The sequence below is a fragment of the Pseudoxanthomonas sp. CCNWLY206-1 genome (assembly GCF_039710385.1).
Classification (GTDB): Bacteria; Pseudomonadota; Gammaproteobacteria; order Xanthomonadales; family Xanthomonadaceae; genus Pseudoxanthomonas_A.
On sequence record NZ_JBDKXI010000006.1, the window covers coordinates 1 to 24,925 of the forward strand.

15 protein-coding genes are annotated in these 24,925 nt (G+C 62.8%); 8 read left to right on the forward strand and 7 right to left on the reverse strand.

The genetic code is table 11. The features are described from left to right. Positions 1–432 precede the first annotated feature (432 nt). Positions 433–1,494 (reverse strand): LacI family DNA-binding transcriptional regulator, encoded by a 1,062-nt coding sequence (locus AADW18_RS13990; protein WP_337344011.1) that lies wholly within the window; start codon positions 1,492–1,494, stop codon positions 433–435. A gap of 118 nt (positions 1,495–1,612) precedes the next feature. On the opposite strand from AADW18_RS13990, the gene AADW18_RS13995 reads away from it, so the two are divergent. The 7 genes from AADW18_RS13995 (at position 1,613) to AADW18_RS14025 (ending at position 14,439) form a co-directional block, all read left to right on the forward strand. Continuing rightward, positions 1,613–3,817 (forward strand): alpha-glucuronidase family glycosyl hydrolase, encoded by a 2,205-nt coding sequence (locus AADW18_RS13995; protein WP_337344012.1) that lies wholly within the window; start codon positions 1,613–1,615, stop codon positions 3,815–3,817. Then, positions 3,817–5,808: a sialate O-acetylesterase gene (locus AADW18_RS14000; RefSeq protein WP_337344013.1), complete on the forward strand. Its 1,992-nt coding sequence runs from the start codon at positions 3,817–3,819 to the stop codon at positions 5,806–5,808. Before AADW18_RS13995 ends, AADW18_RS14000 begins: the two co-directional genes overlap by 1 nt. A 22-nt stretch (positions 5,809–5,830) precedes the next feature. Beyond that, the gene (gene manD / locus AADW18_RS14005; protein ID WP_337344014.1) at positions 5,831–7,090 is read left to right on the forward strand and encodes a D-mannonate dehydratase ManD; all 1,260 of its coding nucleotides are present in this window, start codon (positions 5,831–5,833) and stop codon (positions 7,088–7,090) included. A 107-nt stretch (positions 7,091–7,197) separates the two neighbouring features. Further along, entirely contained in the window at positions 7,198–8,841 is a 1,644-nt protein-coding gene (locus AADW18_RS14010) for a glycoside hydrolase family 43 protein (protein ID WP_337344277.1), read from the forward strand. Between the two features lie 92 nt (positions 8,842–8,933). Further along, entirely contained in the window at positions 8,934–11,654 is a 2,721-nt protein-coding gene (locus AADW18_RS14015) for a glycoside hydrolase family 3 C-terminal domain-containing protein (protein ID WP_337344015.1), read from the forward strand. 287 nt (positions 11,655–11,941) lie between these two features. Next, on the forward strand, positions 11,942–13,435 hold the full coding sequence (locus AADW18_RS14020) for a mannitol dehydrogenase family protein (RefSeq protein ID WP_337344016.1): 1,494 nt from the start codon (positions 11,942–11,944) through the stop codon (positions 13,433–13,435). Between the two features lie 35 nt (positions 13,436–13,470). Beyond that, complete coding sequence (locus tag AADW18_RS14025) at positions 13,471–14,439, forward strand: glycoside hydrolase family 43 protein (RefSeq protein WP_337344017.1); 969 nt, start codon at positions 13,471–13,473, stop codon at positions 14,437–14,439. A 23-nt stretch (positions 14,440–14,462) separates the two neighbouring features. On the opposite strand, the gene AADW18_RS14030 is transcribed toward AADW18_RS14025, so the two are convergent. Further along, entirely contained in the window at positions 14,463–15,143 is a 681-nt protein-coding gene (locus AADW18_RS14030; protein WP_337344018.1) for a helix-turn-helix transcriptional regulator, read from the reverse strand. A 72-nt stretch (positions 15,144–15,215) separates the two neighbouring features. Here AADW18_RS14030 and AADW18_RS14035 point away from each other — a divergent pair, with 72 nt between their 5' ends. After that, positions 15,216–16,241, forward strand: coding sequence for an alpha/beta fold hydrolase (locus AADW18_RS14035; protein ID WP_337344019.1), 1,026 nt, complete (start codon positions 15,216–15,218; stop codon positions 16,239–16,241). Between the two features lie 162 nt (positions 16,242–16,403). Here AADW18_RS14035 and AADW18_RS14040 read toward each other — a convergent pair whose 3' ends face one another. The 5 genes from AADW18_RS14040 to AADW18_RS14060 form a co-directional block, all read right to left on the reverse strand. Beyond that, positions 16,404–17,516: an endo-1,4-beta-xylanase gene (locus tag AADW18_RS14040; protein ID WP_337344278.1), complete on the reverse strand. Its 1,113-nt coding sequence runs from the start codon at positions 17,514–17,516 to the stop codon at positions 16,404–16,406. A gap of 242 nt (positions 17,517–17,758) precedes the next feature. Then, positions 17,759–20,479 carry a beta-galactosidase GalB gene (gene galB, locus AADW18_RS14045; RefSeq protein WP_337344020.1) on the reverse strand — a complete coding sequence of 907 codons (2,721 nt, stop codon included), beginning with the start codon at positions 20,477–20,479 and terminating at the stop codon, positions 17,759–17,761. A gap of 139 nt (positions 20,480–20,618) precedes the next feature. Beyond that, positions 20,619–22,043, reverse strand: a complete 1,425-nt coding sequence (gene uxaC / locus AADW18_RS14050) for a glucuronate isomerase (protein WP_337344021.1) — start codon at positions 22,041–22,043, stop codon at positions 20,619–20,621. Positions 22,044–22,179: 136 nt separating this feature from the next. Then, on the reverse strand, positions 22,180–23,142 hold the full coding sequence (locus AADW18_RS14055; protein ID WP_337344279.1) for an endo-1,4-beta-xylanase: 963 nt from the start codon (positions 23,140–23,142) through the stop codon (positions 22,180–22,182). A 150-nt stretch (positions 23,143–23,292) separates the two neighbouring features. Then, complete coding sequence (locus tag AADW18_RS14060) at positions 23,293–24,591, reverse strand: MFS transporter (RefSeq protein ID WP_337344022.1); 1,299 nt, start codon at positions 24,589–24,591, stop codon at positions 23,293–23,295. Positions 24,592–24,925 lie beyond the last annotated feature (334 nt).

A 24,925-nucleotide genomic window follows, 5' to 3' on the forward strand; every position in this document is an offset into this window, starting at 1 on the left:
AGCAAGGCGAACCGAAACAGATCAGCGGCCGCCAGGAAGCGTACGAGAATCTGTTGAATCAATATCTGCTGCGTTGAGGCGTAGCCGCATTCCTCCGCTCACGCTTGGGCGGAGGAGTGCATCGCTGTACACCTAAGTGGGCAGCGTATCGAAGTGCATCGGTTGGTCTGAAGCTTGGGAGGGAGCGGAAGCGAAATGAGCAGCACCTTGCAATGCGCTCCTGATCCGCGTGCTATCCGGCGCGCGGATCCCCCCGGCTTGCCTCGGCTGGAACCTGTTCGGCGTTGCGCTTCACGTAGAGCCGAGCTTGCTCGGCTGCTCTTCGATCGGTGCACGGAGAGCCAAGAGCAGCGGACTCGGTTGGCCGTCTCCGGAGCCGATACACAAAGAGCAGCGGAGCAAGAACCGCTTTACGTCGCTAACGCGCGGTTGTTATTTCCGCTTGGGCGGCGGAGCAACGGAATCGCGCACGATCAATCGATGCGGCACGACATGGTCCACCAGCACGCGCGTGCTGCGATCCTTCCGGCGAATGCTGCGCAGCAGGACATCGATCGCGGTATTGGCCATCGAAGCGATGGGCTGGTGGATGGTGGTCAACTCCGGCCACACCGTGGTAGCTGCCGACGTATCGTCGAATCCCACCACCGACAGATCGCGTGGCACGTCCAACCCACGACGATGCGCCACCGAAACCGCTGCGGCCGCCATGTCGTCGTTGCTGGCGAAGATCGCACTCGGCGGCCGGCGGTGCGCCAGCATTTTTTCCGCCGCCTTCAGTCCGGACCGATAGGTGTAGTCGCCTTGCTGCACCAGCGTGGTGTCCAGCGCAATGCCAGCTTCTTCCAATGCCGCCTGGAAGCCTTGGAAACGGCGCGCACTGGCGCTGAGGTCGGGCCGGCCCTTGATGCAGCCGATACGCGTGTGGCCCTGTTCGATCAGGTACTCGGCGATTTCCTTGCCGGCGCGAAAGTCGTCGATGCGCACGCAGGAGATGTCTTCGCTGAAACGGCCCGAAGCGATCGCAACCACCGGAATGTGAGCGCGGACGAGCTCGGTCACCGCGGCACGCGATTCGCACAACGGCGGCGGCAGGATCACGCCGTCGACTTTCTTGGTCAGCGCACGCGCTGCCTTGCGTTCGGATTCGGCATCCAGGTCGTCCCAGTAATCAATGACCAGCTGGATGGCGGTGCGCGACGCCACGCGCAGCAGACCGACCAGCAGCTCGCGCAAATACGCGCCGCTGGGATTGGTGTAGATCAGCGCGATGCGCGTGTGCTGGGCGGCGGCCAGCGAACTGGCCGCCAGGTTAGGCGTGTAATCCAGCTCGCGGACGGCCTGCATCACCCTTTCACGGGTGGCGTCGCGGACTTTTCCCTGTCCGTTCATGACGCGCGATACCGTCATCGGCGACACCCCCGCCAGCGCTGCCACCTCATCGATGGTGACGCCGCGGCTCTTGCGCCGTACGGATTTCTTAGGCTTCTCCAACACTCATTCCTTCACTCGGCTGGTGGACGCAGGCTTCGCCGTCGAGGCCCCCGGCTTTATACGCCACAGGAATGCCCATGAAAAACTCGATCGGGAGCCCATAATCCAGATGCCCGGAATGTTACCGCTAACCCCTCAGGCAGGCGATAGCCGCCGCGCAGCGCTTCTGGGCTGGATCTTCCGGCTATCCGTCCTGTTCTGGGCGGGCATGGCCTACGCACCCGCCGTACTGGCCGAAGATGGTTACGACCTGTGGCTACGCTACCGGGCACTGGAAGCGGGACGTGCGCAGACCTACCGGTCTCACGCCACCCAACTGGTGGCCGGAACCGCCACGCCCACCCAAGCCGCTGCCCGCACCGAGTTGATGCGCGGTCTGGAAGGCTTGCTCGGCGCCACACCTGCCATGACGGACAAGGTCACCCAGGACGGTGCGGTGGTCGTGGGAACGCCTGAGTCTTCATCATTGATCGCACGCCTGGCGTTGGACACCCGCCGCCTCGGCCCGGAAGGCTATCTGATCCGCAGTACGACCGTGGACGGGCATGCGGTCACCGTGATCGCGGCCAACCAGGACATCGGGGCGTTGTACGGCGCATTCCATTTCCTGCGCCTGCTGCAAACCGGACAGCCGCTGGAGCGCTTGGACATTCGCGAAGCACCGCGGGTCAAGCTGCGCGTGCTGAATCATTGGGACGACCTGGACGGCCATGTGGAGCGTGGCTATGCCGGGGCTTCGATCTGGGATTGGCACAAGCTGCCGGACTACCTCGATCCACGCTACGCCGACTATGCGCGCGCCAATGCTTCGTTGGGCATCAATGGCACCGTCCTCAACAACGTCAACTCCAACGCGCTGAGTCTGACGCCGATGTACCTGGAGAAGACCGCCGCGCTGGCGGGCGTGTTCCGGCCCTATGGCATCCGCGTCTTTCTCAGTGCGCGTTTCAGTGCGCCCATCGAGATCGGTGGATTGAAGACTGCCGATCCGCTCGACCCGGCAGTGCAACGTTGGTGGCGCGAGAAGACCGACGAGATATACAAGATCATTCCGGATTTCGGCGGTTTCCTGGTCAAGGCGAACTCCGAAGGCCAGCCTGGACCGCAGGATTACGGCCGCTCGCACGCCGACGGCGCCAACATGCTGGCCGACGCGCTTGCCCCGCACGGTGGCACCGTCATGTGGCGGGCGTTCGTCTACTCGCACGAACAACCGGATGACCGCGCGAAACAGGCCTATAGCGAATTCGTACCGCTGGACGGCAAATTCCGCGACAACGTGATGGTGCAGGTCAAGAACGGCGCCATCGATTTCCAGCCGCGCGAGCCGTTCCATCCGCTGTTCGGCGCCATGCCGAAGACACCGTTGATGATGGAATTCCAGATCACCAAGGAATATCTGGGATTCGCCACGCATCTTGTCTATCTGGGACTACTGTTCGAAGAAACGCTGAAGGCCGATACGCGCAGGCGCGGCAAGGGCTCGACCGTCGCGAAGGTGATCGATGGCTCGTTGCATGGCTACGCAATAACCGGAATGGCGGGGGTGGCCAATATCGGTGCCGATCGCAACTGGAGCGGTTCGCATTTCGACCAGGCCAACTGGTACGTCTACGGTCGTTTGGCGTGGAACCCGGATCTGTCTTCGCAGGCGATCGCCGAAGAATGGGCGCGGATGACCTTTTCCAACGACGCTTCGGTGGTCGCGCCCGTCGTCGAGATGATGATGGGCTCGCGCGAAGCGGCGGTCGATTACATGACGCCGTTGGGTTTGCACCACGTCATGGGGCGCGGCCATCACTACGGCCCTGGCCCGTGGATATCAGGCGGGCCACGCGCGGACTGGACATCGGTCTACTACCATCGCGCGAGCGCGGACGGTATCGGTTTCGACCGCACCGCCAGCGGCAGCAATGCAGTGGCGCAATACGCGCCCGCCGTGGCGCGCGAGTTCGGCGACGTGCGGCGCGTGCCGGAAGAATTCCTGCTCTGGTTCCACCATGTACCTTGGGATTACCGGACGCGCTCCGGCCGCCCGCTATGGGACGAGCTGGTGCATCGCTACACGCGTGGCGTGGGCTACGTGCGCGGCATGCGCAAGACCTGGGATGGCCTGGAAGGCAGCATCGATCCCGAACGCCATGCGCAAGTAGCCAACTTCCTCGCGATCCAGGAAAAAGAAGCGCAGTGGTGGCGCGACGCCAGCATCGCGTACTTCCAGACCTTCTCCAAACGTCCGCTGCCTGAAGGCTATGCGCCACCCGCGCATTCGCTGGAGTACTACGAGTCGCTGGAATTCCCCTACGCGCCGGGGAATGGATGATGAATGCGGCGATGTCGTTGCTGTTGCGCGTGACCGTGGCTACATCTCTGGCACTCTTCGTGTCCGCGGCGGTCCCCGCGCGGGCACAGGAGAAAGGCGACGCACCATTGCTGCACACCCTTTTCCAGGACCGCGCCGTACTGCAGCGCGACCGGCCGCTGCGCATCTGGGGCCACGCAAAAGCGGGCGAGACGGTGAGCATCACCTTCGCCGGAAAACGCGCGCGCGGCCGCGCCGATGAAGCCGGACGTTGGGAAGTAGAACTGCCGGCACTGAAAGCGAGTGGTCCCCATAGGCTGACCGTGAGCTCCTCAGGCGGCGCGACGCAAACCATTAACGATGTGCTGGTGGGCGACGTGTGGTTGTGCTCTGGGCAATCGAACATGGAACTGCCGGTCTGGCGTTCGCTGGACGCGCGCTCCGAAATTGCCGGGGCCGACAACGACCGGATCCGCCTACTGACCGTTCCGCAGAGCGGCAGCGTGGTCCCGCAGGAAAATTTCTCCGCTCCTGTGCAATGGCAGACCACCACGCCGGACACCTTGCGCGATTTTTCCGCGACGTGCTTCTACTTCGCCCGCGAGCTGCAGAAGACCGTCGATGTGCCGATGGGCCTGATCAGCGCCGCATGGGGTGGTGCCGCCATACAGGCATGGATAAGCGGCGAAGCACTCAGCGCGACCGGTCAATACAACGATGAGTTGGAAGTGTTGAAGCTGTACAGCGACGATCCCGCAGCCGCGGTCGAGCGCTGGGACGATATCTGGACGAAGTGGTGGCATGGGCGTTCCGATGTAGCGGCGGATGATGAGCCGTGGAGCCCCGGTTACAAGCCCGGTACCGGTTGGAGCAATGCACCACGCGAGCTCGGGCCCTGGGAACGCTGGGGCGTGCCGGAACTGAGCGACTTCAACGGCACGATCTGGCTTCGCACGACAGTGAGGTTGACGGCACAGCAGGCGGCACAGGATGCGACGCTCGTGCTGGGTCCGGTCGACGAAATGGACATGACATGGGTCAACGGCCGCGCCGTTGGCAGCACCTACGGCTGGTCGGGGCGCGAATACCGGTTGCCGAGCGGCTTGTTGCGCGAAGGCGAAAACGTCATCGCGATCAACGTGCTCGACACCTACCGCGATGGCGGCCTCACCGGGCCAGCGTCCGCGAACGCTTTGAGTCTCAAGGACGGCACTCGCGTCCCGCTCGACGGCGTATGGAAGTACAGGGTGGTGCCGGGGCCGGACGAGCCACCGCACGCGCCGTGGCAAGGGGCCACCGGTCTGTCGACGCTGTACAACGGCATGATCGCGCCGCTAGGTACGTATGGCGTGCGTGGATTCCTCTGGTACCAGGGCGAATCGAACACCACCGAGCCCGAACGTTATCGCGATCTGCTGCGTGGTCTTCATGGCGGTTGGCAGGCGCGTTTTGGCGCCGGCTTGCCGATGCTGATCGTGCAGCTGGCCGGCTATGGGAAAGCACCAACGCAACCTGGCGAAAGCGATTGGGCGGCGTTTCGCGAGTCGCAACGGCTGGTTGCCGCCGAGGACCCGCGCAGGGGACTGGCGGTCACGATCGATATCGGCGACCGCTATGACCTGCATCCACCGAACAAGCAGGAACTCGGACGCCGTCTCGCACGGGCGGCGCGCCACGTGGTCTACGGCGAAAAGCTGCCGCCATCCGGCCCGGTCCCGGTGCCGCGATCGGCAAAACGCGAGGGCGACGCGGTCGTGGTGAGTTTCGGCGATGTCAGCGACGGTTTGGTCGCTTACGGTGCCGAGAACCCGATCGGTTTCGAACTGTGCGGTGCGGGTCCTGGCACCTGCCGATATGCCAATGCGCAGATCCGCGGAAAAGAAGTGATCCTGCGTGCATCGTTGACAACGCCCGCCACCCGCGTGCGTTACGGCTGGGCGGATAGCCCGGTCGTCACGCTGTTTGATGGCGCCGGGCTACCTGCCGGGCCATTTGAAATTCCCGTTCCATAATTCCATTCACGACGAGATTCCGATGAGCACCACACCTGATACTGAAACTACGACGCATGGTTCCTCGCGTGACCGCGAGATCGTCAGCGCGAAAGTCATCGTCACCTGTCCCGGACGCAATTTCGTCACGTTGAAAATCCAGACGCGGTCAGGCGTCTACGGCTTGGGCGACGCCACGCTCAACGGACGTGAACTCGCCGTCGCCGCTTATCTCCAGGAACACGTCGTGCCCAACCTCATCGGCCGCGACGCCGGTCGCATCGAGGACCTCTGGCAGTTTCTATATCGTGGCGCGTACTGGCGCCGTGGCCCGGTCACGATGAGCGCGATCGCCGCCGTCGACGTCGCGTTATGGGACATCCTGGGCAAGATGGCTGGCCTACCCGTCTATCAACTGCTGGGCGGACGCTCGCGCGAAGGCGCGCTGGTCTATGCCCACGCCAACGGCCGCGATATCGCCGAAGCCAGCGATCAGGTCGGCATGTACCGGGAGAAGGGCTTCCTCGCGATTCGCGCGCAATGCGGCGTACCCGGCGTGAAGAAGGCCTACGGCATTTCCACCGGCACCAAGCCGTACGAACCGGCTGAGAGCGAACTACCCGCCGAGACGGTCTGGAACACGCCGCGCTATCTGGAAGCCGCGCCGAAGTTGTTCGAGCAGCTGCGCAAGGATCACGGCAATGACATCGAGCTGCTGCACGATGTACATCACCGCCTCACTCCGATCGAAGCCGCGCGCTTGGCGCGCGACGTGGAGCCTTACCGATTGTTCTGGCTGGAAGACGCCACCCCGGCGGAAAACCAGAAATCGTTCGGACTGATCCGCAAGCACTCGGTCACGCCGCTGGCCGTGGGCGAAGTATTCAACTCGATCTGGGACTGCAAGCACCTGATCGAGAACCAGTTGATCGACTACATCCGCGCGACCATCGTGCACACCGGCGGCATCACTCACGTCCGCCGCCTGGCCGACTTCGCCGCCTTGCATCAGGTGCGTACCGGCTTCCACGGCGCCACCGACCTGTCGCCGGTATGCATGGGCGCGGCGCTGCATTTCGATACCTGGGTTCCGAACTTCGGTATCCAGGAATACATGTTCCATACCGACGAAGCCAACGAAGTTTTTCCGCACGATTACGTGTTCCGCGCCGGCCGACTGCATGTCGGCGATACGCCGGGCCATGGTGTGGACATCGACGAACAGCTCGCCGCGAAATATCCGTACGTACCCAAACAGCTTCCAATTGCGCGTCTGGAAGACGGCACGATGTGGGATTGGTGAGCGCCATGAACCTTCTTCGCCAATACCGCTTTTCCTCCCCCTTTAGTAAAGGGGGATCGAGGGGGATTCGCTCTTCGGTTTTTCGCGATTGCTTAGTAGCGCTGTTGATCGTCATAGCACTATCCGCACAAGCCCAAGCCGCAGAACCGAAGCCCGTATTCTTCGACTGGTTCGAATACCAGGGCCGAGACGCTGCATTCGAAACGCCGGTCCCCGCAGGCAGCTACCGCAACCCGGTACTGGCCGGCTTCCATCCCGACCCCAGCATCACGCGGGCGGGCGATCGCTTCTACCTGGTGAACTCGAGCTTCGCGTTCTATCCGGGTATTCCTGTGTTCGAGAGTACGGACCTGGTGCACTGGCGGCAGATCGGCAATGTCATCGACCGCCCGTCGCAGCTGGACTTCGATGGATTGGGCATGTCGCGCGGCGTGTTCGCGCCAACTATCGAATACCACGACGGCACGTTCTATGTCGTCAACACCGCGGTGGACAGTGGCGGCAACTTCATCGCCACGGCGAAGAATCCCGCGGGCCCCTGGTCCGACCTCACCTGGCTGCCGACCATCGGCGGCATCGATCCCTCGTTGTTCTTCGATGACGACGGCCGCACCTACATTCTCAACAACGACGCGCCGGTCGGTAAGCCGCGGTACGACGGACATCGTGCGATCTGGTTGCAGGGATTCGATGTCGCCAAGCTGGCGCCATTCGGTCCGCGCAAGGTGCTGATCGATGGCGGCGTCGATCCCTCGACAAATCCCATCTGGATCGAGGGTCCGCACATCTACAAACGCGACGGTTGGTATTACCTCAGCGCTGCCGAAGGCGGCACAGGCCCGCAGCATTCGCAGGTGGTACTGCGCAGCCGCAAGGTGTGGGGGCCTTACAAACCCTATGAAAAGAACCCTATCCTGACCCAGCGCGACCTGCCCGCCGACCGCAAGCACCCGATCACCAATGCCGGCCACGCAGATCTGGTGGAAGGACCGGATGGCCGCTGGTGGGCGACCTTCCTGGCCAGTCGCAACTACGATGGCGTGCACTACAACACCGGGCGCGAGACCTTTCTGTTGCCCGTGGAATGGAAGGATGGCTGGCCGGTGATCCTTGAAGCCGGGCGCGAGATTCCCTATGTCGCTCCGGGACCCAGCTTCATGTCGCGTGCCGCCACGCAAACACCATCGACAGGCAATTTCACCTGGCGCGACGAGTTCGATGCGTCGGCACTGGATCGTGCGTGGATGTTCGTGCGCGTGCCCAAGCAGGCGTGGGCGAAACTGGACGTGCAGCCAGGGCGCCTGGCAATCCAGCCACTCGCCGAGAGCCTGGATACATTGCGCAACCCATCGTTTCTTGGGCGCCGTCAGCAGCACATCGCCTTCGAGGCGAGCACCGCGTTCACGGTACCGACAAGCCGAGACACCGAGGCGGGGCTTGCGGCGTTCCAGAACGAGAAGCACTGGTACTTCTTCGGCGTGCGCCGCACCGACAAGGGCATGGAACTGTTCCTGCGCAAGAAAGGCGGCGGCGAAACCGAGACGATTGCCAGCACAGTTGTAGCACCGGCGAAAGATCTGAAACTGAAAATCACCGGAGACGGCCGCGCCTACTCGTTCGCCTTCGATGCGGACGGCAAAGGTTGGAAGTGGCTGAAACAGAACGATGACGGGACCATCCTCAGCACCGAGACCGCCGGCGGTTTCGTCGGCGCGGTGGTGGGGCCGTATGCGGTACAAGCCGCCAAGTAATCCGGCGAGGGGCTTTCGGGTTGTGGGAGTGGCACCGGTATGCCGGTGCCGCTCCCACAAGCAAAGAATCACGCGGTCAGGAGAAAATGGGAATGCAATCGACAACAAGCGACAAAGTACGCAGTCTTCTCGGGAAGCGGCTTGCCAACGGCATCGCGGTATCCATACTGCTCGCGTCGGCATCCGTTACCGGCCTGGCAGCCGACGCAAAGAAACCCGACGCAGAGAAGCCGGGTTATCTCGACACCAGCCGCAGCTTCGAAGAGCGCGCGGCCGATCTGATCTCGCGGCTGACGCTGGAAGAAAAGGCCGCGCTGATGCAGCACGACAACCCGGCGATTCCACGTCTGAACCTCCCGGCCTATGACTGGTGGAATGAGGGCCTGCATGGTGTGGCCCGCGCCGGCGCGGCAACCGTGTTCCCGCAGGCGATTGGTTTGGCGGCTACGTTCGATGTTCCGCTGATGGACGAAGTCTCGAAAACCATCAGCGATGAAGCGCGCGCCAAGCACCACGATTTCCTTAAACGCGGCGAGCACGACCGCTACAAGGGCCTCACGTACTGGTCGCCGAACATCAACATCTTCCGCGATCCGCGTTGGGGTCGCGGGCAAGAAACCTATGGCGAAGATCCTTACCTGACCTCGCGCCTGGGCATCAGCTTCGTGCGTGGCCTGCAAGGCGACGACCCCAAGTACCACAAGCTGGACGCCACCGCCAAGCACTTCGCCGTGCACAGCGGCCCGGAGGCCGACCGCCATCATTTCGATGTGCATCCCAGCAAGCGCGACCTCTACGAAACCTACCTGCCGGCGTTCGAAGCGCTGGTGAAGGAAGCCGACGTCGCCGCGGTGATGGGCGCCTACAACCGCGTCTACGGTGAATCGGCCAGTGGCAGCAAGTACCTGCTGCAGGACATCTTGCGGCGCGATTGGGGCTTCAAGGGTTACGTGCTTTCCGACTGCTGGGCGATCGAGGATATCTGGAAGAACCACAAGATCGTTGCCACGGTCGAGGAAGCTTCCGCGCTCGCGGTGAAGAACGGTGACGACCTCAACTGCGGACACAGCTACGCCAAGGCATTGCCGGTGGCGGTGAAGAAAGGCCTGATCAGCGAAGCCGAACTCGACGTGTCGCTCACCCGCCTGGTGACCACGCGGATGCGGCTGGGCATGTTCGATCCGCCGGAGATGGTGCGCTGGGCGCAGATTCCCTACTCGGTCAACCAGGCACCGGCGCATGACGCGCTGGCGCAAAAAGCTGCGCAGGAATCGATGGTGCTGCTGAAGAACGATGGCCTGCTGCCGCTGTCGAAAGACCTCAAGCGCATTGCCGTGATCGGCCCGACCGCCGACGACACGATGTCGCTACTGGGCAATTACTACGGCACGCCGGCCGCGCCGGTGACGGTGTTGCAGGGGATTCGCGAAGCGCTGCCGAATGCCGAAGTGATCTACGCGCGCGGTACCGATCTGGTTGAAGGCCGAAACGATCCCATGGCAGCGCCATTGATTGAAGCACGCTATCTGCGACCTTCCGCCGATGCAACCCAGCGCGGGCTAAAGGGCGAGTACTTCCGCGACCGCGAGTTCAAGGGCAAACCCGTGTTGACCCGCGTCGATCCGGAAGTCGGTTTCCGCTGGGACCGTGGCGGACCTACCGACGACATGGTCGCGCGTGGCGAGATGTCCGCCGCCAAGAGCGTCGGCGGCGAAGATTTCAGCGTGCGCTGGACCGGGCAGTTGGTGCCGCCGGTGTCGGGGAAGTACGAGATCGAAGTCGCCGCCAACGACGGCCTGCGCCTTTGGTTGGACGGCAAGCCGTTGCTGGAAGAGTGGAACGATGCCGAGCGCCTGCGCAGCAAGTCCGTCGCGGTCGATCTGGAAGCCGGCCGCGCCTACGATCTCAAGCTCGAGTACTACGAACGCGAACGCGATGCCGGCGTGCGCCTGGCCTGGCGCACGCCCGGAGCGAAATCGCTATCCGACGAAGCGCTGGATGCAGCACGTGCGGCGGAAGTCGTGGTGTTCGTCGGCGGCCTGACCGGCGATGTCGAAGGCGAGGAAATGGACGTGAACTATCCGGGTTTTGCCGGTGGCGATCGCACCGACATACGCCTGCCAGAGACCCAGCGCAAACTCCTCGAAGCGCTGCATGCGACGGGCAAGCCGGTGGCGCTGGTGCTGACGACCGGTTCGGCGCTGGCCGTCGACTGGGCAAAGGAGAACTTGCCGGCGATCCTGGTGGCTTGGTATCCGGGCCAGCGTGGAGGTAATGCGGTGGCCGACGTGCTGTTCGGCGACGCCAATCCAGCCGGGCGCCTGCCGGTGACGTTCTACAAGTTCGACGAGAAGCTGCCCGCATTCGACGACTACGCCATGAAGGGACGCACCTACCGCTACTTCGATGGCGAGCCGTTGTATGCGTTCGGGCACGGATTGTCGTATACCCGCTTCGGTTATTCCGGCTTGCGCGTGGACCGCGACAAAGTCGGGCCGAAGGAGCAGGTGCGGGTCGCGTTGAAAGTGAAGAACACCGGCCAGCGCGCTGGCGATGAAGTGGTGCAGCTCTATCTGCATCCGCTCAAACCACAACGCGAGCGCGCACGCAGGGAACTGCGTGGCTTCCAGCGCGTGCATTTGCAGCCAGGCGAGGAACGCGAGGTGTCGTTCACGTTTACGCCGGAGACCGATCTGCGTCACTACGATGAAGAACGTAAAGCGTATGCGGTCGACGCGGGTGCGTATGAGGTGCAGTTGGGTGCTTCGAGTGCGGATATTCGGTTGAAGAAGCGGGTTACCGTAAAAGAATAAGGACGTTGTAGCCCCTCTCCCTCTGGGGCTTGCGCGCCATGGCGCGCCGGGGCGCGAAGCGGGGGTGGGGTGAGGGCACGGCGAAGTGGCATGGGTAAAATTGGTAGGCAAACTTCCCTTCTCCCTCCGGGAGAAGGTGGCGCGCAGCGACGGATGAGGGAATGAAGCATCCGCTTGTAACGAGCTCTGTTGGCGAGTCACCGCCATTCCCTCATCCGCCCTTCGGGCACCTTCTCCCGGAGGGAGAAGGGAAAGAAGCTAAGCTCGCCGTAGAGATAAAGCCAACGATGACCCATTCCACCTCCGCCACGCCACGCTTGAACCAAGCCGCCTTGCCCGCGCTGCCGCCCAACATCGCCCGGCCTACCTACAACCGCAGTGCGACTCGCATCGGCATCGTCCACATCGGCGCCGGTGCATTCCACCGCGCGCATCAAGCGGTCTACATCGATGATCTGCTGGCCGACGAGCCAGACTGGGCGATCAGCGGCGTTTCCCTGCACAGCAGCGAAGTGCGCGACACGCTGCGTCCACAGGATGGCCTGTACACCTTGGCTTTGCTCGGAGAACAATCCAGCCTGCGTGTCATCGGGTCCATCCGCGAACTGCTGTGCGCACGCGACGAACAGGCGGCGGTACTGGCGCGGCTGGCGGACCCGGCGGTACGGCTGGTCACGCTGACCATTACCGAAAAAGGCTACTGCCTCAGCAACGGCGAACTTGACTTCGCGCACCCGGAAATCATCCATGACCTGGCAGCGCCCGATGCACCGAAAGGTGCCATCGGCTACATCGTCGCCGGATTGAGTCTGCGCAAGCAGCACGGAACCGCGCCATTCACCGTACTCAGCTGCGACAACCTGGCCGACAACGGCGGCAAGCTTCGCCGCGCGGTATTGCAGTACGCAAAACGAGTCGACGCCGGATTGGCGGCATGGATCGACGCCGAAGTTGCATTCCCGCGGTCGATGGTCGACAGCATTACACCCGCTACCAACGATGCACTGCGCGAACGCGTCGCCGCGCAACTCGGCTGCACGGATGCCTGGCCGATCCAGCGGGAGCCGTATACGCAATGGGTGGTCGAGGATCGCTTCTGCAATGGCCGTCCCGCTTTCGAACGCGCGGGCGTGACGATGAGCGACGACATCGCCGGCTACGACCGCGCCAAGCTGCGTCTGCTCAATGCCCCGCATTCCACGCTGGCTTATCTCGGTTCGTTGATGGGCATCGAGACGGTCGCCGATGCCATGCGACAGCCATCGCTGGCAGGTTTCGTCGAGCGCCTGATGCGCGAAGACATCGCCCCGACGCTCGATGCCCTTGACGGTTTTGACCCTCATGCCTACATCGACGCCATTCTCGAACGTTTCCGCAACCCCCATATCCGCCACCTGCTCTCGCAGATCGCCTGGGACGGTTCGCAGAAACTGCCCGTACGCATACTCGGGACCATTGCCGATGCGCTCGCCGCTGGCCGCCGTATAGATCGCTTGTGCCTGCCCGTGGCCGCGTGGCTGCATTTCGTGCGACGGCAGGCGCACAACGGCGTTGCGCTGACCGATCCACTGGACGAAGCATTGCGGGCGATCGGGCGTACCGCGACCGGAAATGCACTGGACGATGTCGTGGCGTTTCTCGCACTCGATGCCGTGTTTGCGTCGGTATCCGACGACGCGCGCTTCGTCGAAGCACTGAGCGACGCCTACGCGGCGCTCGGCGATGCGACACCCGCAGCGGTGGCAAATGCTCTCAAGCAATCCAAGGAAGCACGGACATGAAACGGCGATACGCACGCTGCGCTGCCTGGCTCCTCATGCTCACCATCGGCGTTGCCGCGCCGGGCATCTGTCAGAACCCGAGGCCCGGGACGAACCCGATCATCAGGACCGTCTTCACCGCGGATCCCGCACCGCTGGTCCATGACGGCCGCGTCTATCTCTATGTCGGTCATGACGAGGCGCGCGGGGACGAGATGTTCACCATGCGCGACTGGCTGGTCTTCTCGTCCACCGACATGAAGCACTGGACACCGCATGGACCGATCATGAAAGCCACGGACTTCGCCTGGGCAGCCAAGGACGCCTGGGCCGCGGAGGCGATCGAGAAAGATGGGAAGTTCTATTTCTACGCGGCGGTCGAACACGACAAGACGCATCCGGGCAAGGCGATTGGCGTCGCTGTCGCCGACAGGCCAACCGGGCCATTTATCGATGCGCGTGGATCGGCGCTGATCAGCAACGACATGACGCCCCAGGGAAAGCACAGCTGGGACGACATCGATCCCACCGTCTTCACCGACGGCGACGGTACCACCTGGCTGATGTGGGGCAACGGCACCTGCTATCTGGCAAAACTCAAGCCCAACATGATCGAGCTTGACGGCCCGGTCCGTGAAATCGAAATTCCGCATTTCGAGGAGGGCCCGTGGTTGCACAAGCGAGGCGACCTCTATTACCTCACCTACGCATCGCTCGACCGCTCGCAGAACCCAAATGAAACGATCTCCTATGCGACCGCGCCTGCCATCACGGGCCCGTGGACGTATCGCGGGCAGCTGACAGGATCCGGCGAGAACAGCTTCACCATCCATCCGGCGATCATTGAGTTCAAGGATCGCTGGTACTTCTTCTACCATCACGCGGGACTGACGATTGGCGACCAGGCGGGCACGCTGGGTCGCCGAGCGGTTGCGGTGGAACATCTCCAATACAACCAGGACGGGACGATACGGCCGATCCAGCAGACGGCCGAGGGCGTGTCCGGTCCGCCACGCTCACAATGAGCAAAGCGCTGCGCGGAATATCGCTACCGACGCGCTCCCCTCCACTTCGACAAGGCGCGCTCGCCTTCATCGGTCACCAGCAACACGCGCGATCCACGGTGGCGGCGTACCCAGTCTTGCGACAGCAACAACTCGAGCATGCAAGCTCCGAGCTGCCCGCCGATGTGCGGGCGCCGTTCGCTCCAGTCCAGGCATGGCCGCAACGGCGGGCGCCGCAGCTCGGGATCTGGCAGCGGAATGCCTAGCGAAGCGAAGCCGCGGCTTCCGGAAGGCGTCAGCAGCCACTGATCGTCCGCTTTCCCGATCCATCCGTTCGCCAACCAGCGATCCGCCAGAGCCACCGCGAGCTCGCCGGCCATGTGGTCATAACAGGTGCGTGCGCGCCGCAAGGCAAGGTCCCTCGGGCCGAGTGCGGGTGTTCTCAGTGGCGCCGCGGAAACCGCCATCAGCGCCTCAAGTGCTTGCGCGACCTCCGTGCTGCCAAGCCGGTGATAACGGTGCCTGCCCTGCTTCTCGATGGCCAGCAATCCGGCTTCCGACAATTTGGTCAGGTGCGCACTCGCGGTCTGCGGTGTGACCCCTGCCGCCTGCGCCAGCTCACCGGCAGTGCGGCTGCGCCCATCCATCAACGCAGCGAGCATCAGCGCGCGCGCGGGGTCGCCGATCAGCGCGGCGATACGTGCCAATGAGGGGCCTGCATCCATAGTTCGATGTTGAACGAAGCATCGCCGCCCTCGCAAGTGCAACATAGCCGTACTTTCAATGGTCAGGCCGGCATGAACCGACGCGATGCGATGAAGTGGTCAGCACTCGGCTTGGCAGCGCAGGCTCTGCCTTCGTATTCGTTTGCATCCGCCACGCAGGCGGCTGAACCCCAGCGCGTGCGGTTGCCTTGGCGACACGCAGGTGAATCGCTCGACCTGGCGGTGACGCGGCGACCGGCGGCAGGCGATGCCGTGTTGTACGTACATGGCGCGACGTTTCCGGCGGCACTGGCGGTAGCCTGGAAGATGGAAGGCATCTCGTGGATGGATCAACTGCAGGCGGCGGGCTTGGACGCGTGGGCGTTTGATTTCGCGGGCTACGGCGGCTCGGACCGGCCGCGGGTCTTCGAACGGAATGCCATGGCTGCCGCGCCGTTCGGACAATGCATGGCGGCGGCGGAGCAAATCGTCGCTGTACTGCAGCACATCCGTCGCGAACGTCCCGGCGTGCCGATCCATGTGGTCGCGCATTCCTGGGGCACGCTGCCCGCGCAGCAGGTAGCGATCGATCATCCCGAACTGGTATCGCGGCTGGTGCTGTTCGGGCCGGTGGTCACGCGCGATGGCCCTGCTGACACCACACCGCGTCCGGCTTGGACATTGGTTACCGCCGAACAGCAACGGCCGCGCCAACGTTCCGGCTTGCCGGATCATGCGGCCACGCCCGTCAGTGATGAGGAATTGGATCGCTGGTGCGCCGCCTATCTCGACAGCGATCCGACCTCGTTACAGCGCGAGCCTCGTTCGGCCAAGGTGCCCGACGGCCCCAGTGCCGACATCGGTCTGCTGTGGTCCGGAAAGTCGATCGTCGACAGCGGCGGTATCCGGCAGCCCACATTGATCGTGCGTGGCGAATGGGACCACGTCACGACCGACGCTGACGCAAAGCGCCTGTTCGATGCTTTGTCGGGAACCCGCGACAAGCGCGACATCAAGATATCCGGCGGCAACCACTGGCTGCATCTGCAACCACGACGCAAAGCCTTGTGGACGGAGACGCTGTCGTTCCTGCGCGAAGGTGGGCGGACGCCCCTGTAGATCCTTGCAGGAGCGACGTGAGTCGCGATGGAGCTTTACCGGTAAACTTCATCGCGACTCACGTCGCTCCTACGAAAGCCGGTCATCACGCCACCCATAGGGCGGGCCCCGGTCCGCCGACGAACGATGCATGATTTACCGCGCGGTGGGCCGGGGTCCACCCTACGGTTTGGCGAATTCCGCAGGCACTTTCAGTACCGCCTCCAGCGCAGGCTTGGGCTTGCGTGCACGGTCGAACAAGAGTGGGTAGTTGGTCCGGTGCGGAATCGGATAGTCGTTCTTCCACGACATGCCGTCGTGCATGCCCCACAGGCTGACGCGCGAGATCGCGTCGCGCTTGCGATGGAAGATACGGAACAGTTCGGCATAGCGCTCGCTCAACTGCCGTTGCACGTCGGCGGGTAAACCGTTCGGGTAAGGGTCGAGAAACCGCTTGAACTCCTCCAGCTGAAACTGCGGGTGCGCCATGCCGGTGCCGATGATCTGTCCTTCCTTCGTCAGCGGAAGCACATCCACGTCCAGCTCCGTGATCATCACTTTCAGGCCCAAGGCCGCATAGGCATCGATGGCGGCTTCGATGTATTCGGTGCGCGGATAGTTCAGTCCCCAATGACCCTGGATGCCGATGCCGTCGATGCGGATGCCGGCCTTCTGCAGCATCTTCACCATGCGCACGATGCCGTCGCGCTTTTCTGGCCGCCAGGCGTTGAAGTCGTTGTAGTAGAGCTCGGTGTTCGGCGCGTACTGGCTGGCAAACTTGAAAGCCAGCCGCACCAGCTCGTCGCCATCGCCGATGCTCTTGACCCAGGTCGTCGGACGATAGGAGCCATCGTCGTCGATCACTTCATTCACCACGTCCCAGGCATCCACCCGGCCGGCGTAGCGCCCGGCCACGACTTCGATGTGGCGGCGCATACGTTCGATCTGGGCTTCGCGGGTATTCGGCTTGCCGTGCTCGTCCTGGAAGAACCACTCCGGCGTCTGGTTATGCCAGACCAGTGTGTGGCCGATGACGAACATGCCGTGCCGTTCGCCGAACTCGACGAAGGCATCGGCTGGACCGAAGTCATAGATGCCCGGCTTCGGATTGATCACCTCGTTCTTCATCACGTTCTCGGCGGTGATGGCGTTGAAGTGGACCGGCACCAGCGCCTGGGATAGCGCGTCCTTGCCGGACACGATGTCGTCGTTGACGGCGACACCCAGCAGAAACGCATCTGCATAGGCATCTTTGAGCGTGGCTGGAGCACGTGATTGCATCGTAGTAGGCCCCATGTTCGAGGTGGGCTTGCTGCCGTCGGCAAGCGCGACACCGCTCAACAGCGCACCGTTCAACAGCGCCAAAGCCAGGAAAAATGTCTTGCGATAGCGTGCAGTCACTTGCTGGTTCTCCAATTGGTGATCTCCATTGCGGTGGACTAGAGCATTGTTGGCGAAATGTCTACAGGACCGTCATCCCCGCCTGCGCGGGAGTGACGAAATAATCGTGGGTTATGAACATCTGGCTCGAAAAAGCTCTAGCGGCTGTCGACAACACGCAACGTGGTGCTGGCGCCTTGCAATGTGTCGGATTCCGCGTGCAGCGTGATGGCGCCGGAGTTGCCAGGCAGGCTGCGCACGATGGCTAGCACAAGCCCATTGAACGCATTGCGTTCGGGCGAGGCGAACGAGGTCATGTCGGTCGGGTCGCCGTTGTCGGTGGCGACGATCTCGCCAGGGCCTTCCACGCGAAAACGGATGCGATTGTTCGCGGTCGGCGCAGGCCGCCCCTCTGCATCGACGATACGCACCGTCACGAACGACAGGTCCAAGCCATCGCCGCGGATATCGCGGCGATCCGCGATCGCTTCCAACTTCGCGGGCGTGTCCGAGGTATAGGTCGTGGCGCTGGCCCAGGGCTTGCCATGCTTGTACGCCTCCACGCGCAGCGCGCCCGGCTGGTAGACCACGTCGTCCCAACGCAGGCGATATTCGAACGGGCCCCTCTTCTTGCGCCCCTGCGATTTTTCGTTGATGAACAACTCCGCTTCATCGCCGGAGGTGAAGACGTGCACGGGTGTCACTTGGCCTTCGCGCCCGGGCCAGGTCCAGTGCGGAAGAATGTGCGCCATCGCAAGATCGGGTCGCCACCGCGCTTGATACAGGTAGAAGCGATCCTTCTTGAATCCGGCCAGATCGATGATGCCGGAATAGGAACTGCGGGAACTGTAGTACGGCGTGGGCTCGCCCAGGTAATCCCAGCCGGTCCACACAAATTCGCCCGCCACATAGGGATGTTGGTCCAGCGATGCGAATACCTTGTCGGCGCTGGATCCGAAGTCGACCGCGTGCAGTTCGTACGCGCTTACCTGGCGAATCGTCGAATCGCCACCGCGGCCATCGCGCACCGGCGCGCTGACTTCCTTGGACACCGGGAACAAATACACGCCGCGGCTGCTGAGCGCCGACGCCGTCTCGCTGCTGATGATGGCCTTGTCCGGAAAGGCGCGGTGGAAGCCCGGATACTGCGGCGGCGTGCGGATGCGGTCGGTGCCTTCGAACTCCGCCGACTGGCGGATGCCTTCGCCTTGATAGTTGAGGTTGATGACATCGAAGGCGGTGGCGAACGGCATGTCCGGCTTGGCCCAGTTCATCGATGCGGTGGTGGGCCGGGTCGGGTCTTCTTCGCGGACGATGCCGTGCAGGCGCCGTCCGATGGCGGCACCTTCTTCGCCGGTGTACTGCTCGCCGACTTCGTTGCCGACGCTCCACATGACGATGGAAGGATGGTTGCGGTCGCGCCGCAGCATCGCGCGCAGATCCGGCTCATGCCAGTCGGGAAAGATCAGATGGAAATCGAGCGGTGTCTTCTTGCGTTCCCACACGTCGAAGATCTCATCGATCACCAGGAAGCCCATCCGATCCGTCAACTCCAGCAGTTGCGGATCCGGTGGGTTATGAGCCATGCGGATCGCGTTGGCGCCCATCTCCTTCAGCATCTCCAGCTGGCGTTCCGCCGCGCGCAGGTTGAATGCCGCACCCAATGCGCCCAGGTCATGGTGATTGTTGACACCTTGGATGACGATGCGTTCGCCATTCACGTGGAGACCGGTGTTCGGATCGAAGCGCAGCGAGCGGATGCCGAACCGGGTTTCATAGCGGTCGATCAGCTTGCCGCCGCGTGAGACCGTGGTGAGCGCGACATAGCGATTCGGGCGCTGGGTTGGCGGCGGACCCCACAGCTGCGGATTGATCAGCGTGGCGGTGCCGGCGACGCGCGCAGTATTTTGCGATGTCACGGTGGCGCGCGCTGGTGCGATGCGCGCGACGGCGGCATCGATCTTCGAGCCGTTCGCATCGAGCGCGTGGATAGTGGTGGCCACTTCCACCTCGACGGGCGTCTTGCCATGGTTGTCGATCGCGACTTCCAGCTTGATGGTGGCCTGCTCCTTCGACACCTGCGGCGTGGTCACGTACGTGCCCCATTGCGCGACGTGCACCGGATCGGTCTTGGTCAGCCAGACGTTGCGATAGAGCCCGCCACCCGGATACCAGCGTGCGGAATCCGGCGGATTGTCGAGCCGGATGGCGAGCTGGTTGACGCCACCGGGTACGACGTACGGCGTCAGATCCAACCGCCACGAGTTGTAACCGTAAGGCCAGCCGCCAACCAATCGTCCGTTGAGCCACACCGTTGCGTAGGACATCGCACCATCGATATCCAGGAAGAGGGATCGACCGCGGTCGCTTGCCGGAATGTCGAGCCGCTTGCGATACCAGCCAATGCCCCCGCTCGGCAGCCGGCCCACGCCGCCATGCGGACCCTCGGTCAGGAACGGTCCTGCGATTGCCCAGTCATGCGGCAAAGTAACTGCTTGCCAGTCGCTGTCATCGAAATCGGGGTTGACGAACGCAACATCGCTGCCGGGGTCGCCTGCGGGTCGTGCGTGCCGGTGCGCCGGATCCTTGATGAAGGCGTTTCCGCTGGGGAGAATCCATGGCTTCAGCACCGCTTCCGGGTGGGCGGCGAGCTTCTCGGCTTCTTCCGGCCGCGCATCCGCATCCTTGCCATCCTCGCTGCGGACGACCTTGGGCCGCACGTCGTAGTCGAGCACGGTCGTCATGCCTTCCGGATCGCCCTGATGGAAACGCCAACCGGTATTGATCGACAGCCGTTCACGAGGTGCGTCCTGTGCCGCATGCAGGCCGAGCGGCGCGAACAGCAGGAGCAATAGGACAGCGAAACGGTTAATGCTCATTCGTAGAAAAGATCCATGTACATGCAGAACCTGTAGGAGCGCCGTCTCGGCGCGAGCTCTTCGCTTCTATCGCGATCTGAGGGGAAGAGCTCGCGGCGGGACGGCGCTCCTACGAGGTTGTATGGAGCCGGAGTCGATATCAAAGCTTGTACGCCCGCTTCGGCAGCCGATAAGCCAGATCGACCGCAACCTCCGCGGCTTCGTCCTCATCGATACGATGCTCCGCGACCAGCTTGGCCAGGAACGCGCAATCGATGCGACGGGCGACATCGTGGCGCGCCGGAATCGACAGGAACGCGCGGGTGTCGTCGTTGAAGCCAACCGTGTTGTAGAAGCCACCGCTGGCGAGCGTCTGCTCGCGGAAGCGCCACATGCCTTCCGGCGCGTCGTGGAACCACCACGCGGGACCGAGGAACAGCGACGGGTAGTGACCCGCCAGCGGCGCCAGTTCGCGCGAGTAAGTACTTTCGTCCAGTGTAAACAGGATCAGGGTCAGGCGCGGTTCGTTGCCGAACCGGTCGAGCAGCGGCTTCAGCGCATGGACGTAATCGGTGCGCAGCGGAATGTCGGCGCCCTTGTCGCGGCCGTAGTGTTCGAACAAGCCATGGTTATGGTTACGGAAGCAGCCTGGATGGATCTGCATCACCAATCCATCATCCAGGCTCATCGCTGCCATCTCGGTCAGCACCTGCGCGCGGAACAGTTCCGCTTCCGTCGATGTCGCCGTGCCCCGCACGGCTGTGTCGAACAGCTTGCGCGCTTCGGCCTCGGAAAGATTCGCGGTCGCCGCGCTGGGATGGCCGTGGTCGGTCGACGTGGCACCCATCGATGCGAAGAAAGCGCGACGCTGGCGGTGCGCGCGCAGATAGCCGTCCCAGCTGTACACGTCCTCGCCAGTGAGCTCGCCGAAATGCTTCAGAGCATCGGGGAATTGCTCGTGCTCCGGATCGACCACGGGATCAGGACGATAGGCGGTGATGACGCGTCCGCCCCAACCGCTGTCGCGAATGGTGGCGTGATGTTGCAATGGGTCCAGCGGCGATTCCGTCGTCGCGATCACTTCGATGTTGAAACGCTCGAAAAGCGCGCGCGGGCGAAAGCCGGGTGTCTGCAAGGCATCGGTGATGTGGTCGTAGTACTGATCGGCGCTACTGGCGTCCAGCCGTACGCGCAGCCCGAATATGTCGTGGAACACATGGTTCAGCCACATCGATGACGGCGTACCGCGGAACAGATGGAAGTTCTCCGCGAACAACCGCCACGCCGCTCGCGGGTCGGCCGCGGCACGCGAGCCATCGCTCCGCGGAATGCCCAGCGCATCAAGCGAGATGCCCTGGCTGTAGAGCATGCGGAACACGTAGTGGTCGGGGATCAGCAGCAGCTCCGTCGCGTTGGCAAACGGTGCGTTGCCGGCGAACCAGGCCGGATCAGTGTGGCCGTGCGGGCTGACGATCGGCAAATGTGCGACGAGTGCATACAGGCGCTTTGCGATCGCGCGCTGTAGAGGATCTGGCGGAAAAAGCCGGTCTTCGTGCAGGGACAAGGTTTTGGATTCAACGTTCATGATTTTCCGGTGCCTTTAATAGGCGGTGACGCGGGTCAAAACGGATCGACGGATATTGGAGGCCGTGCTTTCATCGTAGAGGCGAGCTTGCTCGACTGCTTTTCGCACTGAGACAACAAGGCCAGAGCAGCCTTCACTACTCTGGCGATGCGCCCGACGCGACTTCACCGCGAATATAACCCCGCAACCATTTCAACGCGGGACGTTCCGAACCATCGTTACGCACCAGATATGCCCCTTCCTTATCACGCCAAAGCCAACGTCGAAAACCCCACAACGTGATGCCGCGTACGCCAGGATGCTCCCAGAAAACCGGGAAAATACGCTGGTAGTCGCGCAATTGCTGCTCGTCGGTTGATCCATCGATATCCATTTCGGTGACATAGATCGGAAGGCCCGTAGCCGCCAGGCTGTCCAGGTTGGCGCGATGCACCTGCATCGGTGTTTCGGTCGTGGTCGCGAATGCGTGCCCTTGCACGCCGATGGCATCGACCAGCTTCTCCTTCTGCAGCAGCTCGACAATCTCGCGATAGCGGCGAGTGGCGTCCACATTGTTGGTGATGCTGTAGTCGTTGATCATCAACGTGGAACGCGGGAAGTGCTTGCGCGCGAGCCGGAAGGACTCCAGGATCCAGTCCCAGCCGCTGGCACCTGCGCCGCCGAGCGCTTCGATATAGTTGCCGCCGCCTTCGTCATTCTTGCTCGGCGGATCGTTCAGCGGTTCGTTGACCACCTCGACAAAATCAAGATCCGGGTAGCGTTCCGCGACGGCGGCGAACCATTCTTCGATCTCCGCGCGCTGTTCGTCGCGCGGAAGCGTCTCCATCCACTCAGGCTGCTGGTTGCCCCAGACCATCACATGCATCTGGAATGGGAAACCATTCGCTTTGGCGAACCGGTACGCTTCGTCCAGCCCGCTCCACTTCATGCGGTCGCGCTTGGCTTCCACCACGCCCCATTTACCTGCGTTTTCCGGGGTGACCTTGTTCCAGTACGCAGCGAAATCCTTGGTTTGCAGGCGGCTGTACGCGCTGCCAAGAAACTTCGCTTGTCCGGCCGCGATGGGCATGCTCCGATTAGGCATGCTCCGATTAGGCATGCTCTGTTTGGGCGCGTCTTGCGCTTCTTGCGCGTCTAGCGCAAATGGAAACGCGGCCAGCGCAGCGAGCAGGATGATGATGCGAGTTTTCTTCATAGGCCTTCCCCTCCGGCGGTTGAGTGTGAGCAATCGAGCGTGGCACCGCCGTGATTACGCTATCGGTTTGTTTTCCAGCTGAGCTGGCTCCAATCGCGGCACTAGCACGTGGACGATGGTGAGCGCGATCAGGTACGCCGATCCGGCCATCAGGAACAGCGGTACATAGCTGCCGGTGGCTTCCAGCAGGAAGCCAGTGAAGGTGGCGATCAGCATGCCGCCGACCGCGCCGGCGAAGCCGCCCATGCCGACGACCGAAGCGACCGCATGGCGCGGAAACATGTCCGAGGTCAGCGTGAATACGTTGGCCGACCAGCCCTGGTGTCCTGCCGTCGCCAAGCCGATCAATCCGACCGCCAGCCACAGGTTGTCCGCCTGTACCGCGAAGATGATCGGCACCACGCACAGCGCGCAGATCAGCATCGCGCTCTTGCGTGCGCGATTGACGCTCCAGCCGCGCTTGATGAAGCGCCCTGCGATCCAACCCCCGGCAATGCTGCCGACATCGGCCAGCAAAAAGATCACGATCAGCGGCAAGCCCAGGCCCAACAAGGTGAGGCCGTACTCCGCGTGCAGGAATTTCGGCAGCCAGAACAGGAAGAACCACCAGACCGGATCAGTAATGAATTTGGCGGCGACGAACGCCCACGCCTGCCGGTGCCGCAGGATGTGCGCCCATGGCACGCGCACGGTCGGTTCCGGCGGATCACTGCGGATGTGCGCCAGTTCCGCAGCGGTCAGGTTGGGCTGGCTTTCGGGTGGGCGATAGGTCGATAGCCATACCGCCAGCCAGGTCAGGCTCAACACGCCGGTGAAAAGAAACGCCGCTTGCCAGCCCCAGGTCACAGCGACAATCGGCACCATCAACGGGGCAACAATCGCGCCGATGTTGGAACCGGAATTGAAGATGCCGGTGGCAAGCGCGCGCTCGCGCCGGGGAAACCATTCGGCAACGGTCTTGATCGCGGCGGGGAAGTTACCTGCTTCCCCAAGCCCCAACATGAAACGCGCCAGCATGAAGCCGACCACACTGGCCGCCAGCGCATGGCTCATCGCAGCGATACTCCAGATGGCGATGGCGATGGCATAGCCAATGCGCGTGCCGAGCTTGTCGATGATCGCACCGGTGCAAAGCAAGCCGATCGCATAGGCGGCCTGGAATGCGGTGACGATGTAGCCGTACTGGATTTCGTTCCAGCCGATCTCCTTCTGCAGGAACGGCGCCAGCACGCCCAATACTTGACGGTCGATGTAGTTGATCGTCGTGGCCGCCAGCAGCATGGCGCAAATACGCCAGCGGTACATGCCGACCTTCGCCGCCGAAACGTCCGCGGGGGAGGGAGTCCCGTTCATGCCCGGCCTGCCGAATGTTTAGCCAATGTCCCCGCCAACGCGTTATCGATGAAAACGTCATCGGCCGGGGAATCGCTCGTCACCGCATCATGGAAAGGCCTCAAGCTTCTTGCGGCGTGCTTGTGGCGAAGAAAGTTGCTGCGTTGCAGCGCACCCAGTGCGCATGTTCCGTTTCGCTTCATCGCTGATTTCCCCGCGCAAAGCCGCAGGGCTCGCATAAGTGGTAGCGCTATCAGTAACACAAGCACGCCGCGAGACGCCACCCGCTGCTTTTTGTTACCGATTAGTGAATCAGAGATCCGCTGAAAGCCTTATGTTGCAGTGCATCGAGGAC